This is a genomic window from Flavobacterium sp. 40-81 (genome assembly GCF_001898245.1).
GTDB lineage: Bacteria > Bacteroidota > Bacteroidia > Flavobacteriales > Flavobacteriaceae > Flavobacterium > Flavobacterium inviolabile.
This window is the reverse complement of record NZ_MKTM01000031.1, coordinates 307,881-322,891: the sequence shown is the minus strand read 5'-3', so window position 1 is coordinate 322,891 and position 15,011 is coordinate 307,881. Positions and strand designations below refer to the sequence as shown.

General features: G+C 38.7%; 25 protein-coding genes. 17 read left to right on the top strand and 8 right to left on the bottom strand.

The window, feature by feature from the left end; all coding sequences use genetic code 11:
* The first annotated feature begins 18 nt into the window (after window positions 1–18).
* The 17 genes from BGO42_RS17915 to BGO42_RS17910 are packed head-to-tail and all read left to right on the top strand — an operon-like array spanning window position 19 to window position 3,057.
* Window positions 19–126 carry a class IIb bacteriocin, lactobin A/cerein 7B family gene (locus BGO42_RS17915; protein WP_353681432.1) on the top strand — a complete coding sequence of 36 codons (108 nt, stop codon included), beginning with the start codon at window positions 19–21 and terminating at the stop codon, window positions 124–126.
* An 18-nt stretch (window positions 127–144) separates the two neighbouring features.
* The gene (locus tag BGO42_RS12890; protein ID WP_177730697.1) at window positions 145–303 is read left to right on the top strand and encodes a class I lanthipeptide; all 159 of its coding nucleotides are present in this window, start codon (window positions 145–147) and stop codon (window positions 301–303) included.
* A 27-nt stretch (window positions 304–330) separates the two neighbouring features.
* A complete protein-coding gene (locus BGO42_RS12885) occupies window positions 331–489 on the top strand; it encodes a class I lanthipeptide (protein WP_177730706.1) in 159 nt (52 codons plus the stop codon).
* 25 nt (window positions 490–514) lie between these two features.
* Window positions 515–670 (top strand): class I lanthipeptide, encoded by a 156-nt coding sequence (locus BGO42_RS12880; protein WP_273244205.1) that lies wholly within the window; start codon window positions 515–517, stop codon window positions 668–670.
* A gap of 28 nt (window positions 671–698) precedes the next feature.
* The gene (locus tag BGO42_RS12875) at window positions 699–857 is read left to right on the top strand and encodes a class I lanthipeptide (protein WP_177730702.1); all 159 of its coding nucleotides are present in this window, start codon (window positions 699–701) and stop codon (window positions 855–857) included.
* A gap of 27 nt (window positions 858–884) precedes the next feature.
* The gene (locus BGO42_RS12870; protein ID WP_273244207.1) at window positions 885–1,040 is read left to right on the top strand and encodes a class I lanthipeptide; all 156 of its coding nucleotides are present in this window, start codon (window positions 885–887) and stop codon (window positions 1,038–1,040) included.
* A 26-nt stretch (window positions 1,041–1,066) separates the two neighbouring features.
* Window positions 1,067–1,225: a class I lanthipeptide gene (locus BGO42_RS12865; RefSeq protein ID WP_177730697.1), complete on the top strand. Its 159-nt coding sequence runs from the start codon at window positions 1,067–1,069 to the stop codon at window positions 1,223–1,225.
* A gap of 26 nt (window positions 1,226–1,251) precedes the next feature.
* Window positions 1,252–1,410 carry a class I lanthipeptide gene (locus BGO42_RS12860; RefSeq protein ID WP_273244209.1) on the top strand — a complete coding sequence of 53 codons (159 nt, stop codon included), beginning with the start codon at window positions 1,252–1,254 and terminating at the stop codon, window positions 1,408–1,410.
* Between the two features lie 26 nt (window positions 1,411–1,436).
* Complete coding sequence (locus tag BGO42_RS12855) at window positions 1,437–1,592, top strand: class I lanthipeptide (RefSeq protein ID WP_177730710.1); 156 nt, start codon at window positions 1,437–1,439, stop codon at window positions 1,590–1,592.
* Between the two features lie 27 nt (window positions 1,593–1,619).
* Window positions 1,620–1,778: a class I lanthipeptide gene (locus BGO42_RS12850; protein ID WP_273244211.1), complete on the top strand. Its 159-nt coding sequence runs from the start codon at window positions 1,620–1,622 to the stop codon at window positions 1,776–1,778.
* Between the two features lie 27 nt (window positions 1,779–1,805).
* A complete protein-coding gene (locus BGO42_RS12845; RefSeq protein WP_177730706.1) occupies window positions 1,806–1,964 on the top strand; it encodes a class I lanthipeptide in 159 nt (52 codons plus the stop codon).
* 26 nt (window positions 1,965–1,990) lie between these two features.
* On the top strand, window positions 1,991–2,149 hold the full coding sequence (locus BGO42_RS12840) for a class I lanthipeptide (protein ID WP_177730695.1): 159 nt from the start codon (window positions 1,991–1,993) through the stop codon (window positions 2,147–2,149).
* A 27-nt stretch (window positions 2,150–2,176) separates the two neighbouring features.
* The gene (locus tag BGO42_RS12835; RefSeq protein ID WP_177730697.1) at window positions 2,177–2,335 is read left to right on the top strand and encodes a class I lanthipeptide; all 159 of its coding nucleotides are present in this window, start codon (window positions 2,177–2,179) and stop codon (window positions 2,333–2,335) included.
* A 26-nt stretch (window positions 2,336–2,361) separates the two neighbouring features.
* A complete protein-coding gene (locus BGO42_RS12830; protein ID WP_177730710.1) occupies window positions 2,362–2,517 on the top strand; it encodes a class I lanthipeptide in 156 nt (51 codons plus the stop codon).
* A gap of 26 nt (window positions 2,518–2,543) precedes the next feature.
* Entirely contained in the window at window positions 2,544–2,699 is a 156-nt protein-coding gene (locus BGO42_RS12825; protein ID WP_177730710.1) for a class I lanthipeptide, read from the top strand.
* Window positions 2,700–2,726: 27 nt separating this feature from the next.
* Entirely contained in the window at window positions 2,727–2,885 is a 159-nt protein-coding gene (locus BGO42_RS12820; RefSeq protein ID WP_273244213.1) for a class I lanthipeptide, read from the top strand.
* 25 nt (window positions 2,886–2,910) lie between these two features.
* A complete protein-coding gene (locus BGO42_RS17910; RefSeq protein WP_218618738.1) occupies window positions 2,911–3,057 on the top strand; it encodes a class I lanthipeptide in 147 nt (48 codons plus the stop codon).
* A 341-nt stretch (window positions 3,058–3,398) separates the two neighbouring features.
* Here BGO42_RS17910 and BGO42_RS12815 read toward each other — a convergent pair whose 3' ends face one another.
* From BGO42_RS12815 to hemE, 8 genes are all read right to left on the bottom strand, one after another.
* Window positions 3,399–4,487 (bottom strand): quinone oxidoreductase family protein, encoded by a 1,089-nt coding sequence (locus tag BGO42_RS12815; RefSeq protein ID WP_273244215.1) that lies wholly within the window; start codon window positions 4,485–4,487, stop codon window positions 3,399–3,401.
* 2 nt (window positions 4,488–4,489) lie between these two features.
* Window positions 4,490–7,669 (bottom strand): lantibiotic dehydratase, encoded by a 3,180-nt coding sequence (locus BGO42_RS12810; protein ID WP_273244217.1) that lies wholly within the window; start codon window positions 7,667–7,669, stop codon window positions 4,490–4,492.
* A 21-nt stretch (window positions 7,670–7,690) separates the two neighbouring features.
* Entirely contained in the window at window positions 7,691–9,850 is a 2,160-nt protein-coding gene (locus tag BGO42_RS12805) for a peptidase domain-containing ABC transporter (protein WP_177730689.1), read from the bottom strand.
* Entirely contained in the window at window positions 9,847–11,001 is a 1,155-nt protein-coding gene (locus tag BGO42_RS12800) for an HlyD family secretion protein (protein WP_177730687.1), read from the bottom strand. Before BGO42_RS12800 ends, BGO42_RS12805 begins: the two co-directional genes overlap by 4 nt.
* Before the next feature lie 326 nt (window positions 11,002–11,327).
* Window positions 11,328–12,377 (bottom strand): DUF4421 family protein, encoded by a 1,050-nt coding sequence (locus tag BGO42_RS12795; protein ID WP_273244221.1) that lies wholly within the window; start codon window positions 12,375–12,377, stop codon window positions 11,328–11,330.
* A 69-nt stretch (window positions 12,378–12,446) separates the two neighbouring features.
* Window positions 12,447–13,352 carry an oxygen-dependent coproporphyrinogen oxidase gene (gene hemF, locus BGO42_RS12790; protein ID WP_273244223.1) on the bottom strand — a complete coding sequence of 302 codons (906 nt, stop codon included), beginning with the start codon at window positions 13,350–13,352 and terminating at the stop codon, window positions 12,447–12,449.
* A gap of 14 nt (window positions 13,353–13,366) precedes the next feature.
* On the bottom strand, window positions 13,367–13,921 hold the full coding sequence (locus BGO42_RS12785; protein ID WP_273244225.1) for a DUF3575 domain-containing protein: 555 nt from the start codon (window positions 13,919–13,921) through the stop codon (window positions 13,367–13,369).
* Between the two features lie 9 nt (window positions 13,922–13,930).
* Window positions 13,931–14,959, bottom strand: coding sequence for a uroporphyrinogen decarboxylase (gene hemE / locus BGO42_RS12780; RefSeq protein ID WP_273244227.1), 1,029 nt, complete (start codon window positions 14,957–14,959; stop codon window positions 13,931–13,933).
* Window positions 14,960–15,011 lie beyond the last annotated feature (52 nt).

The window sequence follows — 15,011 nt, the reverse complement described above, 5'->3', positions numbered from 1 at the left end:
TTTGCTAAAAACTCCTTAGTGGAACTAAATGACAACCAGTTAAACGACGTAAACGGAGGAGGAACTCCGGTAATCATTGTATCGATCATTATTGTTACAGTATTAATTCCAAGTGACGCACATTAATCTTAAAAACTAAAACAGATGAAAACAGTAAACGCAAACAGCAAATTAGCTTTCGCTAAACATTCTTTAGTAGAACTAAACGACAATCAGTTAAACGACGTAAACGGAGGAAGCACACCTTTTTGTACCGGAGTGATCGTAGGCTTGACAATCGCTATGTTAATCGACCAAATCTAATCAAACCAACCAATTAAAACGAAAATTATGAAAACAGTAAACACCAACAGCAAATTAGCTTTCGCTAAAAACTCCTTAGTAGAACTAAACGACAACCAGTTAAACGACGTAAACGGAGGAAGTACACCTTTTTGTACCGGAGTAATCGTAGGCTTAACAATCGCTATGCTAATCGACCAAATCTAATCTAACAACCTTTAAAACGAAAATTATGAAAACACAAAATGTAAACAAATTAGCCTTTGCTAAAAACTCCTTAGTAGAATTAAACGACAACCAGTTAAACGACGTAAACGGAGGAAGTACACCTTTTTGTACCGGAGTAATCGTGGGCTTAACAATCGCTATGCTAATCGACCAAATCTAATCTAACAACCTTTAAAACTAAAAAACACATGAAAACAGTAAATACCAACAGCAAATTAGCTTTCGCTAAACATTCATTAGTAGAACTAAACGACAATCAGTTAAACGATGTAAACGGAGGAAGCACGCCTTTTTGTACCGGAGTAATCGTAGGCTTAACGATCGCTATGCTAATCGACCAAATCTAATCAAACCAACCTTTAAAACTAAAAAACATGAAAACACCAAACGCAAACAAGTTAGCCTTTGCTAAAAACTCATTAGTAGAACTAAACGACAATCAGTTAAACGATGTAAACGGAGGAAGTACACCTTTTTGTACCGGAGTAATCGTAGGTCTAACAATCGCGATGTTAATCGACCAAATCTAATCAACAACCAATAAAAAACGAAAATTATGAAAACAGTAAACGCAAACAGCAAATTAGCTTTCGCTAAACATTCATTAGTAGAACTAAACGACAACCAGTTAAACGACGTAAACGGAGGAAGCACACCTTTTTGTACCGGAGTAATCGTAGGCTTAACGATCGCTATGCTAATCGACCAAATCTAATCAACAACCAATAAAAAACGAAAATTATGAAAACAGTAAACACCAACAGCAAATTAGCTTTCGCTAAAAACTCATTAGTAGAACTAAATGACAACCAGTTAAACGATGTAAACGGAGGAAGTACGCCTTTTTGTACCGGAGTAATCGTAGGCTTAACAATCGCTATGCTAATTGACAAAATCTAATCTAACAACCTTTAAAACTAAAAAACATGAAAACACCAAACGTAAACAAGTTAGCCTTTGCTAAAAACTCATTAGTAGAACTAAACGACAATCAGTTAAACGACGTAAACGGAGGAAGCACGCCTTTTTGTACCGGAGTAATCGTAGGCTTAACAATCGCTATGCTAATCGACCAAATCTAATCAAACTAACCAATAAAAACGAAAATTATGAAAACAGTAAACGCAAACAGCAAATTAGCCTTCACTAAACATTCTTTAGTAGAACTAAACGACAACCAGTTAAACGATGTAAACGGAGGAAGCACGCCTTTTTGTACCGGAGTGATCGTAGGCTTGACAATCGCGATGCTAATCGACCAAATCTAATCAAACTAACCAATAAAAACGAAAATTATGAAAACAGTAAACACCAACAGCAAATTAGCTTTCGCTAAAAACTCCTTAGTGGAATTAAACGACAACCAGTTAAACGATGTAAACGGAGGAAGTACACCTTTTTGTACCGGAGTAATCGTGGGCTTAACAATCGCTATGCTAATCGACCAAATCTAATCAACAACCAATAAAAAACAAAAATTATGAAAACAGTAAACGCAAACAGCAAATTAGCTTTCGCTAAACATTCTTTAGTAGAATTAAACGACAATCAGTTAAACGACGTAAACGGAGGAAGTACACCTTTTTGTACCGGAGTGATCGTAGGCTTAACAATCGCGATGCTAATTGACAAAATCTAATCAAACTAACCAATAAAAACGAAAATTATGAAAACAGTAAACGCAAACAGCAAATTAGCTTTCGCTAAACATTCTTTAGTAGAACTAAACGACAATCAGTTAAACGATGTAAACGGAGGAAGCACGCCTTTTTGTACCGGAGTAATCGTAGGCTTAACGATCGCTATGCTAATCGACCAAATCTAATCGACCAACCTTTAAAACTAAAAAACATGAAAACACCAAACGTAAACAAGTTAGCCTTTGCTAAAAACTCCTTAGTAGAATTAAACGACAACCAGTTAAACGACGTAAACGGAGGAAGCACGCCTTTTTGTACCGGAGTAATCGTAGGCTTAACGATCGCTATGCTAATCGACCAAATCTAATCAAACAACCTTTAAAACTAAAAAACATGAAAACACCAAACGTAAACAAGTTAGCCTTTGCTAAAAACTCCTTAGTAGAATTAAACGACAATCAGTTAAACGACGTAAACGGAGGAAGCACGCCTTTTTGTACCGGAGTAATCGTAGGCTTAACAATCGCGATGCTAATCGACCAAATCTAATCAAACTAACCAATAAAAACGAAAATTATGAAAACAGTAAACGCAAACAGCAAATTGGCTTTCGCTAAAAACTCATTAGTAGAATTAAACGACAACCAGTTAAACGACGTAAACGGAGGAAGTACACCTTTCTGTACCGGAGTGATCGTAGGCTTGACAATCGCGATGCTAATTGACAAAATCTAATTAACAGCCATAAATCATTATAACCATGAAAAAAATAAACACAAACGGAACGTTATCCTTTGCTAAGAGTTCGTTAGTCGAACTAAATGATGGACAGTTATATGAAGTAAATGGTGGAACTACGGCGGTATGTTTAAGTATTACCCTAATAGTAGTATATAATATGGTTTAAGGTTATACACAGCCTGTAATAACAAAAAAGACTATCTAATTATTAGATAGTCTTTTTTGTTATTACGATATCCGGATACCAAATGATTCAGGACAAAATGCTTTATAACAATGGTAGCATCTGGCCGGAACAATACCTGGTATGGCACAGCATGGAGCTATGCTGCTTTTCCTGTACGGACAAATAAGGCCGGAGGAAAGCATAAAGCTATAGTGTATAACAATAATCGTCGTAACCGTTTGGCAATAAAGAAAACAGGGAGGGTATATTGGCCGGTTAAGGCATAAAAAAACTCCATTAGCTAATGCTAATGGAGCTGTGGATATTTTAGAGTGGTTTTTTTAAGTATACATAAAAGCGACTTTCCCAAATTTATCGCCCTCTACATTGTATGTTTTGTCTAAAAAATCCTGGATGGATTCTTCTTTGGTAAATGTCTGGTCAATAACTAAAGTATTGTCTGTAAAACCATTTACGCCGTTTTTAAGGTCTTCTCCGCTTCCCAGGCAGTTTCCGATAAGCTGTACGTTTCGGGTCATTAAATCGGCAATTAACAACGTAAGATTGATCTTTTCAACGGCTTTTATTTTTTCGGAAGACTGGTTGTATACGCCGCAGGTCAGGTAACGGGCATTTACATTCAGATGTGACGTAAGCGGCACTAAATAAGTATCGGAAAAAGCATCCAGTACAACATCAAAATACAGGTTATCCGATAGCTGGTTTTCTTTAAAATTGAAGATCTCTTTTACAAAAGGGAAATGGTTTTTAACAGCGTCCGTATTTTTTCCGGAATAGGACAGGCCATAAACATTACATTTCTTTTCTCTTAAAAGGCTTAAAAAGAAAAAAGAAGTATTGGAAGTAATGGAAGTAACCAAAACATTCTCACCCTCTTTTATATTCGCTTTTCGAATCATGGACATTGCGGTTTGTACACCAATGCTCATGCTTCCGGCCTGTTCGGCAGGAATGCCGTCCGGGATTTTCATCAGCTTTCCGGAATGATAGATCTCAAATTCCCTGCTGGAATGATTGGAAGGAATACCCGGCATCGAATTGTTTTCCAGGAAAGGATAAAAGTTATTCCCGATAACTTTATCGCCCTTGGATAATGTGGTCACGTTTTTGCCGACTTTTTCCACGATACCGCAGAAATCGGAACCAATAGGATAATAGGTTTCCCGATCGACTTCTTTTATTTTTCGCCACGCATTTTCAATAATGCCCAAATCGCGGTAATTCAGCGAGAAACTAATCTTTCTGACAAATACATAATTGGCAAAATTATCGGCGTTTTCATCAAATTCCGGCATGCTGGCGGTAACAAAGCCAAGAGGGATCTGATGACTGTCAATAGAAAACAGATGCCTTTTCCGGGCATCTGTTTTTTCATATAAAGAAGGACTTAATACTGCTAAAGCTCTCATAGTTATACGGTTTCAACTTGTTGGTTATCTTTATTTTTTGAGGATGAGGTATGCAATTGTTTGCTGTAATAGCGGTATAGGTAATCGTAAACCACCATTTCGTGTACACGTTGTTTGGCGATAAACACGCGGTTACAGATCATGTGTAAATAACTCAGGGCAACGGCACCAAAGGAAGTTGGCAGCTTCTGCTGTTGTGCAAGCGCCTGTAAATGTTGGGCGACAGCCTGGTTTTTCTCTGAACGGTCTTTTAAAATATCCCAGATAGGGGCAAACATCTCATCGGTTAGCGACTCATCCATAAAAAGCTCAATGTCCCGTTCGTTTTTGGCAAACATTTCATTGATCTGCTTATTCAGCTCTCCGGATCCGGAACGGTTAAACTCGTTACCAAAACTGGTCTTGGCCACTTTTAAAATTTCCACCCTGTCTTTTAAGCTGAAGCCCAAATCTTCCAGCAGGAAGTGCATCGATAGCAAACAGAATTTCCAACGGATTTTTTCGCCGGAATCGCCTTCGATCATATCGGAAAAACGCATGGAGCATTCACTGTCGAAATGGAAAAGACTTTCCGTTTCCTGAATGGCAAGCTGTCCGTAGCGCTGTAATTCTCTCAGATAAGTATCGGTTTGCGTTTTCCAGATGATGTTACTGTCTTCAAACGGTTTGATATGCGTTTTAATGATGTTGATACATTCTGTAAAATGCTGCTTATCATGTAATAAAACCCTGAAACGCAGGTGATGTCCTAAAGCATCGTGATAGCGGATGAAAAACCATTTCTGAATCAGGTTCTTCTCTTCCAGTTCGGCAACAATAGGATTTATCGCTCTGTTTAACAATTCTTCACCGGCTCTTTCACCGCAATAAAATTTGTAATACAACCATTCTTCACCAATGGAGAAAGAAGGAATTACAGCGTCAGAAAGCGAATCTTTAGTACCATCGCTCAAGGCTTTTTCTTTATATGAAGCCACAACTTCGGTATGCTTGTTGTTGCTGGTTTTCTTTTCTTCAGCATTTCGGTAGGCCGAAACAATAAACTCATTACAGTAGTTTTGAGTAACGGTATCTTCTTTAAACAAGAACTCTTTTAACTGGATGAATTTTTCACCTTTCAGCATTAAATAAAATACTTTACAGCTCAAATCGTTGGTGAAGTTCACAACAACCTCGTTATCGCCCTGAACAAAAGAAATGATATCCGGGATATTTCTTTCTGCCTGAAAAGCTTTAACCGTTGCAATCGCATTTTCCTCTTTTGCACCGGTAATGGCTTTAATGTCTTTTTCAGAGATATTCCAGGTTGCTCTTGACAATACCGTATCGTTATACGTTAATCTCGGCAGGAACTCGAAATCGTTTTGCAATTCGCCCCATGAAAAGCCCATTCCGGAAGTTTCCTGGTTTTGAAGATCACATAAAAAATGGTAAATCGGTAAAGCATTTGCACTGTAATTGTGTGCATTTCCTAATCTCGGAATGATCTCTTTCCCTAATCTTTTAGAGCGAAGAATGATTCTGTTGTTTTTTACCGAAATATATAAATCATCCACTAAAATCTGATGGTCCATATCCAGGGAAGAACCGCCTAAATAAGGAATTTCATAATCTCTCTGGAAGCCTCTGTACAGGATGTTTCCGGTTCTGGCTTGTGGTAAATGGATGATTTCCGCGATGATTTTATCCGCATGCAAGGCTTTTTCTCTTTCGGAAATTTCATTGCAAAGATCCATGATCTGGCTGTTCAAATGACCGAATCGCCCGATAAGGCCGTTTGCAGACGGACCGGACACATAGGATAAGGCAATTTTTTCTTCTGCATTTTCATGGAAAATATTGAAAAATACAGAGAAGCTGTCCGGGTATAGTTTTTCTTTTTCGTCAAACTGGTTGATTTCCTCATCCGTTAGCGCGATACTGGTGGCATTGGTTTGTGTTGCCTGGATCAGCTTTTTAAATAAAAAGGCTCTTTCCGGACTTAAAACCACCTGGCGCTGGTTAGAATAATTCGGAACGATATTCAATTCATCCACTAAAGGTGTTTTGGCACCGGATTGTTTTCCGTATCCGATTCCTACATCCGGATCCAGAACTTTAATTAACGGCTGCTCATATTCTTCATAACGCTCCGAGAATTTGCGTTTAAATTCTTTCAGGTTGCTTTTTTCACTTAATGGCTGTAGTTTGTTTAAGGCAGTAACACTGCTTCTTAGCTTTTTAAGGGTTTTGTTGCTCAAAGTTGCATTGGGCAGGTTTCGGTAACTGTCCACCTGGAAAAGCTTGGTTTCATCCACTTCGTCCAGCTCCTGATTTAGCAGGGTATAAATTTCCTGATATTTGGAAGGATCGTTAAAAACATCCGCATCCAGGCTATTGATCTTTTCTTTCAGGTTCAGGATAAGCTCTTTGATAACCTGGGCTTCGTGGAACGCAAAACGGTCTTCGTTGAATTTAGCGATCAGTTTTTCAAAATAATCCTGACCGGTTAACGTGAATTCCAATTCGCTTACTAAAAACTGGCTGTCAATAATCGTATTGATAAAGTCTTTGGCATCCTTTTCGTTGATCTCGTCAGAAATCAGGTGCTGTGCCATTTCGGCAATAGTGGCACCGTTTTTAGCTTTTTCCAGTAAAAGCTCTAAATATTCATTGGCCACAACTTCCGATATTTTATGAAGACGGGCATTCTTTTTGAAATAGTATTCCACAAAACGGTATTTGTCAAAAACCGTATAGATGGAGTTATTCGGGAAGTATTTTAAAACTTCTCTGATGGCATTTTCTTTCGTGATAATCGGCATAAAACTACCTAGGAAATACATATCGTATTTTGTATAACGGCTGATGGAGGCTTCGTCAAAATTAATAACTGTTTCCGGTCCCATGTCAATAGCCGATACGCTGGCGAATAAACCGAAAGGTGTACATCTGTTTGACATTCTGGACGTATATTTATACAGCGATCCTTTTAAGCTTTTAAGCTCATCCTCCGTTTGGAATGCTTCTCCTTTTTCCCATAATTCCAGTGCCTTGTAGATATTCGGTGAACCGATAAACAAAGCTTCGCGATTCTTTTTATCTTTAAAGATCTCCTGGATTTCTTCCCATGTTATATCATCTTTTTTAGGCTCTAACGGCGTTCTAACGATTGCTTTATTGGCAAATGAGTAATTTTTCATAATATAATAGTTTTCGGGTTTTTAGTTTTGATTGTTTTGCCACATCTTGTAGTAGTAGCCTTTCTGATTTAATAATTCTTCATGAGTACCATTTTCGATAAGTTCACCTTTTTTAAACGCCATGATAATATCGGCATTTTTTATGGAATGTAACTTATGTGCAATGACAATAATTGTTTTTCCTTCACGGGAAAGATCATCAATTAATTTTTTGATTACCAGCTCGGACTCAGAGTCTAAAGCCGAAGTAGCCTCGTCTAAAATGATTACTTCCGGATCTTTGTATAAGGCTCTGGCAAACGCAATTCGCTGGCGTTCCCCACCGGATAAATTCGCTCCGAATTCGCCTAAATAGGTGTCAAAACCATTCGGTAAAGACTCAATAAAATCGTAGGCACCAACTTTTTTACTCACATCAATGATGCGTTCCATATCCGGATTTTGCTCTCCAATGGCAATGTTGGAAATAATAGAACCGTCAAACAACTCTACATTTTGCGGAACAGTAGTGATCAGTTTGTTTATACTGTCTTTGGTGATATATTTTAAGTCATAATTACCAACAGATATCTTACCGTCTGTAGGATAATAAATACTCTGGATCAATGAGGCAATGGTACTTTTACCGCTTCCGCTTTCTCCTACAATCGCCGTGAACTTCCCTTTCGGGATCTTAAGGTTCAATTCTTTGAAGGTGTTTCTTCCAATTTCGTAAGAGAAATCAACATTCTTAAATTCGATATCACCAAAATTGTTTTTGTTCAGGTTTACATTCGCATCGGTTTTCTCCGTATCCAGATCCATGATGCCAAACAAACGGTCGGCGGCAATCATTGCATTCTGAATGGCAACGTTGGTTCCGATCAGCTGGGAAGCCGGACCGGTAAAATAACCGATTACCGAATAGAAGGAGAACAATTCCCCCGGAGTAATCTGCCCGTCAATAGCATAATGTGTACCGGCCCAAAGCAGGATTACCGTAAATATTCGGGAAACGAATTCGGTAGAAACCCTCGAGAAAATGTTGTTGATCCCGGAAGCATAGATACTTTTCAATAAATCAATGAAGCGTAATTCGGTTTTGTTTTTCGAGAAATCTTCAAGAGACAAACGTTTAACGGTTCCGATGTTTTTAATGGATTCTACCAACTGCGATTCAAGCATCGCATTTTTTTCCATTACCTGGCGTTCCACTTTTTTATTCAGGTTGTTGACAATAAAATAGATAATGATATATACCGGAATAATTAAAGAAACAATCAATGCCAGCTTCCAGTAATAGGTATACATGAAAATGAACGAAAAAATCACGATCAGGATATTTACCGAAATACTTAAAGCCGTTTCATTGATCAATAATCGGATTTTTACCGCATCGCCGATTCTGGACATAATTTCCCCGATTCGCATCGTATCAAAGAACTTTTGCGGCATGGTAAACAAATGCTTGTAATACCCCAGGATTAACCGGGAATCGATTTGCTGACTTGTTTTGAGCAGGAAGAAATCTTTTAAGGCACCAAAGGCAAACTGTAAAACCAGACAGCCCAATACAATAACACTCATCAGGTTTAACAGGCTCTTGTTACCGCTAACCAGCACAAAGTCGGTGATCTTTTCAACATAAATCGACATGGAGAAACCGAGCAGCGTATAGATCACGGCACCTATAAAGGCCTGGATCAGGATGTATTTGTGCGGTTTTAACAGAAACATGATTCTTTTCATGTTCGAAATTTTCTCATTTCTTTCTTTGAAGATATCTTCATCCGGAATCAAGATCAGAAAATACTCTGTTGAGATTTGTTTGAACTCTTCGTATGATTTTTTCTCAATTTTCCCGGAAGCAGGATCCATCACCTGGATGTATTTATCCGTTACTTTATAGATAACCACATAGTGCGGGAATTCATGCTCTTCATGCTTTACAATTACGTGCGCAATGGCAGGAAGCGGAATATCTTTAATGCTCTCAAAGGAAGCTTTTACGCCTTTTGCCAGAAACCCTAATTTAATGGCCGCTTCACGCAATCCCAGAAGAGTAGTTCCTTTTTGACTGGTACTGGCATATTGTCTTATTCTGGAGATTGGTAAACTCAGATTGTAATGTTCGGCAATTGAAGCCAGGCAAGTGGCACCGCAATCACTGAAGTCGTGTTGTTTTATTGCTATTTTACTCATTTTTTGATACTGTTATAAGGGTTTAACCAATCTTCTATTTCGTCAAATAATAACTGGAACATACTTCTCTTTGTTAAGAAAAAGCGACTTGTTAATGTCATTCCTTTTTTCAATCGGCCTTCCGAACCGTTTCTCAGGTAAAGGCTTTTCTTTGCGATCGAGCTTCTGATCTTGTAAACCGGAGTGTCGCCAATGAAAACAACATCTTTTCCGACATCAATGATCTTTCCGGTAGCAAAACCCCATTGGTTCGAGTTATAGGCATCAATCTGGTATTTTACATGTTCTCCCTCTTTTATAAATCCGATATCGGAAGGCGATACATACGTTTCCACAACAATATCCTTATCGGGAGAAATTTCAGCAATAACAGTTCCCGGAGAAACAATACTTCCTTTGTTGATTCCCTGTACATTTAACAGCTCACCGCTGATGGGAGCAATCAAAACATAGGTTTTCTCTTCTTCACGAAGCTGGTTGGAATTGGAGTTAATATTGTTAACCGACTGGTTGTAATCCGTTAGCTGTTTTTGCCAGCCCAATTCGGCCTGTTTGATAATGTTGACTCTGTCGTTTTTTAGTTTATTCAGTTCCAAAAGCGTTTTTTCATATTCTGCTTTGGCGATGATTTGCTTGTTGTAAAGGCGGTCGGCACGGTCAAATTCGGCCTGAGAGGTTTTGATCACCACGTCAATATTAAAAAGCTCCTGCTCGTGTTTTAAATACTCCTTTTTATATTGCTCTGTTTTTAGCGAACCGTAATTTCTTTTCAGCAGGTTTTTTAAATCGGTAATATAATCCTGGTACTCGTTTGTCTGAACATTATTCAAACGGCCTTTCTCCTGGATGATCTTATGATCGATGATAAGAAGGGTGTCACCGGCATTTATTTTTCGGTTTTCTTCAAGGCTGGAAAAAAGAACTTTTCCATTTGCCGGAGCATAAAGAGATGCTTTTTTCTCCTGCGGGATAATCTGGCCTCTGCTGGTTGTATACAAATCAACATAAATAAAAGGCAGCGCAATGATCAATCCGAACAGGGAAATGAAAATAGCCCAAAAAATAACATTCGTTTTTTTACTGTGTTTTGCAATGTGATATTCTACAGTACTCTTTAGAATATCTTCTGGAAAAATGTTTTGGTCGTTCATGGCGATATTAAGTTTTAAGAGTTTGACTTAACTGACCTTTTCGCTTAAAAAATTCAGTATACATAATCGTGTGGGTTTTGATTCAAAACAACGAAGAATGTATAACGTGTACAACTTAAGTAACCCGAATTTTATAAAAAATGAGTGGTTTTTAAGGGTTTAATGTGTTGTAAATGAAGTATTTGTGTTTTAAATGCTTTTGAAAAAGGCGGAAGCAGGCATTGCGCAGAAAATAGCCTGAAATGACGTGAAAAACGAAAATTCTGCCACAGAGGAAGCGGCTAAAAAAGAAAGATTTTAGCGCAGAAAAGCGGTCTTTTGAAAAATTAAATGGGAAGTTTGTTCAATTGTTCTTCGATTTTTTCGAAGACTTTTTTGATGGGTTTGGATTCTTTAAAGCGGTAACCGATAAAAAAATCAAAGCCAATACGGGTATTAATGAACTCGGTATTTAAGTCATTTATATAATTGAAATTTCTGTAATTGGCTTTAATGCCGGAAAAGAAATTACTATTGTTAAAGCCAAGGGCAAGATTGGCATCGATATTAAAATTAAGTCCCCGCGACTTTTGTTCCAGTTCCTGATTGTTTTGGTTGTTTAAATAAAAATTGTTGGAATAGTTATATCCCAAACCGGGATGAAATCCTGCTGTTGCAAACCATTTTTTATCCAAAACCACATTGTACATATAACCGGCCTGAATGATAAGATCATAAGAGTAGATTTTATCAATAAACAGCTTGGTCGTATTTTCGGCATTGGTTTCTAACGTATTGTAGGCATAGTATAAACTCGGAATAAAAGTTCCCACGCTTTTCATCTGCCGTTCCGTTTGGGATTCATAAGCGCGGTACGAAAAGTTACGGTTGACAATAAAGAACGTCTTGCCGCCATAGGTGTTGACCTTCATTCGGGGGTAAGCCTCGATCAGCTCATCATTATCAGGGGAAACGAGGTAGTAACCCTGTACATTCTTATAAATGATTTCCTGCCGCAACCGGTCGGAATAGAAAAACTTAAAGCCCAGATCCAGAATTAGCGTATTGCCTTTAATGGAATTGTCATTATTACCGGGGAAAAAACTGGGTGAAAAAGACACCGTAACCCCTAAAAACTTATAATCAAATGAAAAACGGAGTTTGAAAATCTCGTTTGGAATAAATTTATTCTCCGATTTTTCTTTTACTTTACGAATATAGATATTGCTGATATCGGAGTCGATATTCAGCCTGCAAATCATTTTATTAGAGTAATCAACGCGATAAGTCGTATCATATTTTTGCTTAACTTCCTGATAGATAGAATCGTTTTGGGAAAAAGCAAAAGTTGATAGCAGTATTAAAATTCCGATGAAAAAAAACTTTTTCGGACTCATCGGTCGGGGACTGAGTTTTTTATAGTGAAAAATGGCATTAATTACTAAAGCGCTGCAAGTTACGAAAAACTAATTTAGCCAGTCAACAGGTTTTTCCAAAACAGTCAGTAACCTGGCTTCTTCACTTCCTTCTTCCGGATGATGGTCGTAAACCCATTGCACATGCGGCGGCAAACTCATTAAAATACTTTCGATTCTGCCGTTGGTTTTCAATCCGAATAAGGTGCCTTTGTCGTGAACCAGATTAAATTCTACATAACGGCCACGGCGTATTTCCTGCCAGGTTCTGTTTTCGGCAGTATATTCCAGGTCTTTTCGCTTTTCCACTATAGGCACATAAGCCGATACAAAACTATTACCCACTTCGGTTACAAAATCGTACCAGTTTTCCATAGACATGGATTCGGTTGCTTTGCAATGGTCAAAGAAAAGACCGCCGATACCTCTGGCTTCATTTCGGTGTGCGTTCCAGAAATAGGTGTCACACTGTTGTTTGTATTTTGGGTAGAACTCAGGATTGTGTTTGTCGCAGGCCGTTTTGCAGGTCTGGTGAAAATGGATAGCATCTTCTTCAAACAAATAATAAGGCGTCAAGTCCTGTCCGCCACCAAACCATTGGTTGATAACGTTTCCGTCTTTATCATACATTTCAAAATAGCGCCAGTTCGCATGCACTGTCGGAACCATAGGATTCTTAGGATGGATAACCAGACTTAATCCGCAGGCAAAAAAATCAACATCACCTACATTAAAGTAAGCCTGCATCGCTTGTGGCAACGGACCATGAACGGCAGAAATATTAACACCACCTTTTTCAAATACATTTCCATTCTCGATTACGCGTGTTCTTCCGCCACCGCCTTCCGGGCGTTCCCAGATATCCTGGTGAAAAACGGCTTTCCCGTCGGCTTTTTCAAGAGCTGCGGTTATGGTATCCTGAAGATTTTGTATGTAGGTGTAAAATTTCTCTTTCATTTTGTGTATAGGAATTAGAGCTTATAGACGAGCATCAAACCGCCTCTATAAGGAATTAATTCTCCGCTTTTATTGTATTTTTCGGCACCGTCAAGGCGCTCATGTGTTGTCATGGTATAGCCTTTGTAAAAACCTAAATGAGAACCGCCGCCCAGAAATAACTCCAGGTTAAAGCGGTCGCTTAATTTGTACTGGTAACCAACAGTCGCCCCGAACATTACACCAAGACCTTCCTGGTAATAATCGGTATGCCAGTACTCCCATTTCTGGATTTTATACATACTGCCGCCAATGTGGGCACCCACAAAAAAACCGTCATTGATCGCTTTGGTATAATAACGGACTTCCGGAAAAACCAGTACAAATTCCATAGGGCCACCCTTAACCGATTTCCAGAACGATGCCGTAACATCAAACTGAAAGGTCATTTTCGGACCTATTTTTGTTTCGATACCAAAATTAGGAATGGCCGCAAAGGCGGTCACTACATTTCCTTTGATGCTTGTTTGACTGTAAACAAAGGAGCTTACAAACAGGAATACGAAACAGAGTCTGGTTTTAATGCCCATGGAGGGTTTTTATTTTTGGTTATATTCTTTTACGGCTTCGATAAATGCTTTGGCATGATCGACAGGAATATTCGGTAAAATTCCATGCCCTAAATTTACAATATATTTGTCTTTTCCAAACGCATCGATCATTTCGTGTACCATCTTTTTGATCGTTGGAATAGGCGATAACAAACGGGAAGGATCAAAGTTTCCTTGTAACGTAATGTTGCCACCCGTTAAATAACGGGCATTTTTCGGAGAACAGGTCCAGTCTACTCCCAGGGCGGAAGCCTTACTTTTTGACATTTCATTCAGGGCAAACCAACAACCTTTTCCAAAAACAATCACTTCTGTATGCGGTGCCAGGGCTTCTACAATCTGGTTGATATAGCGCCATGAAAATTCCTGATAATCTGCCGGAGATAACATTCCGCCCCAGCTGTCAAAAACCTGAACGGCATTTACACCGGTTTTTACCTTTTCAATTAAATAAGCAATAGTAGTATCGGTAATTTTCTGTAATAGGGCGTGAGCGGCTTCCGGCTGTGAAAAACAGAATCCTTTAGCAGTATCAAAGCTCTTAGAGCCTTTTCCTTCCACAGCATAGCAGAAAATAGTCCATGGCGAACCGGCAAAACCAATAAGCGGTACTTCGTCATTCAGCATTTCTTTGGTTAACGTAATGGCGTCCATTACATAACCTAAGCTTTCCTGGATATTCGGGATGAATACTTTTTCCACATCGGCAGCGGTGCGAATAGGATTCGGAAGGATAGGACCTAAATTGTCTTTTAGTTCCACATCAATTCCCATAGCCTGCGGAATAACCAGAATATCGGAAAATAAAATGGCAGCATCCGGTTTTACAATACGAATGGGTTGAACGGTTATTTCAGCAGCTAATTCCGGAGTTTTACAACGGGTGAAAAAATCATATTTGTCCCGTAAAGCTCTGAATTCCGGTAAATATCTCCCGGCCTGACGCATCATCCATACCGGTGGTCTTTCTACAGTTTCTCCTTTTAAGGCTCTTAAAAATAAATCGTTCTTTATCATATTGCTACGTTATTTTGCGGACTTGCTTTTGCGGTGCGAAAAGCAAAATTCC

Excerpts from the sequence above, each read along its gene's own strand:
- BGO42_RS12890 (WP_177730697.1), top strand. The coding sequence starts at position 145 with ATGAAAACAGTAAACGCAAACAGCAAATTAGCTTTCGCTAAACATTCT.
- BGO42_RS12885 (WP_177730706.1), top strand. The coding sequence starts at position 331 with ATGAAAACAGTAAACACCAACAGCAAATTAGCTTTCGCTAAAAACTCC.
- BGO42_RS12880 (WP_273244205.1), top strand. The coding sequence starts at position 515 with ATGAAAACACAAAATGTAAACAAATTAGCCTTTGCTAAAAACTCCTTA.
- BGO42_RS12875 (WP_177730702.1), top strand. The coding sequence starts at position 699 with ATGAAAACAGTAAATACCAACAGCAAATTAGCTTTCGCTAAACATTCA.
- BGO42_RS12870 (WP_273244207.1), top strand. The coding sequence starts at position 885 with ATGAAAACACCAAACGCAAACAAGTTAGCCTTTGCTAAAAACTCATTA.
- BGO42_RS12865 (WP_177730697.1), top strand. The coding sequence starts at position 1,067 with ATGAAAACAGTAAACGCAAACAGCAAATTAGCTTTCGCTAAACATTCA.
- BGO42_RS12860 (WP_273244209.1), top strand. The coding sequence starts at position 1,252 with ATGAAAACAGTAAACACCAACAGCAAATTAGCTTTCGCTAAAAACTCA.
- BGO42_RS12855 (WP_177730710.1), top strand. The coding sequence starts at position 1,437 with ATGAAAACACCAAACGTAAACAAGTTAGCCTTTGCTAAAAACTCATTA.
- BGO42_RS12850 (WP_273244211.1), top strand. The coding sequence starts at position 1,620 with ATGAAAACAGTAAACGCAAACAGCAAATTAGCCTTCACTAAACATTCT.
- BGO42_RS12845 (WP_177730706.1), top strand. The coding sequence starts at position 1,806 with ATGAAAACAGTAAACACCAACAGCAAATTAGCTTTCGCTAAAAACTCC.
- BGO42_RS12840 (WP_177730695.1), top strand. The coding sequence starts at position 1,991 with ATGAAAACAGTAAACGCAAACAGCAAATTAGCTTTCGCTAAACATTCT.
- BGO42_RS12835 (WP_177730697.1), top strand. The coding sequence starts at position 2,177 with ATGAAAACAGTAAACGCAAACAGCAAATTAGCTTTCGCTAAACATTCT.
- BGO42_RS12830 (WP_177730710.1), top strand. The coding sequence starts at position 2,362 with ATGAAAACACCAAACGTAAACAAGTTAGCCTTTGCTAAAAACTCCTTA.
- BGO42_RS12825 (WP_177730710.1), top strand. The coding sequence starts at position 2,544 with ATGAAAACACCAAACGTAAACAAGTTAGCCTTTGCTAAAAACTCCTTA.
- BGO42_RS12820 (WP_273244213.1), top strand. The coding sequence starts at position 2,727 with ATGAAAACAGTAAACGCAAACAGCAAATTGGCTTTCGCTAAAAACTCA.
- BGO42_RS17910 (WP_218618738.1), top strand. The coding sequence starts at position 2,911 with ATGAAAAAAATAAACACAAACGGAACGTTATCCTTTGCTAAGAGTTCG.
- BGO42_RS12815 (WP_273244215.1), bottom strand. The coding sequence starts at position 4,487 with ATGAGAGCTTTAGCAGTATTAAGTCCTTCTTTATATGAAAAAACAGAT.
- BGO42_RS12810 (WP_273244217.1), bottom strand. The coding sequence starts at position 7,669 with ATGAAAAATTACTCATTTGCCAATAAAGCAATCGTTAGAACGCCGTTA.
- BGO42_RS12805 (WP_177730689.1), bottom strand. The coding sequence starts at position 9,850 with ATGAGTAAAATAGCAATAAAACAACACGACTTCAGTGATTGCGGTGCC.
- BGO42_RS12800 (WP_177730687.1), bottom strand. The coding sequence starts at position 11,001 with ATGAACGACCAAAACATTTTTCCAGAAGATATTCTAAAGAGTACTGTA.
- BGO42_RS12795 (WP_273244221.1), bottom strand. The coding sequence starts at position 12,377 with ATGAGTCCGAAAAAGTTTTTTTTCATCGGAATTTTAATACTGCTATCA.
- hemF (WP_273244223.1), bottom strand. The coding sequence starts at position 13,352 with ATGAAAGAGAAATTTTACACCTACATACAAAATCTTCAGGATACCATA.
- BGO42_RS12785 (WP_273244225.1), bottom strand. The coding sequence starts at position 13,921 with ATGGGCATTAAAACCAGACTCTGTTTCGTATTCCTGTTTGTAAGCTCC.
- hemE (WP_273244227.1), bottom strand. The coding sequence starts at position 14,959 with ATGATAAAGAACGATTTATTTTTAAGAGCCTTAAAAGGAGAAACTGTA.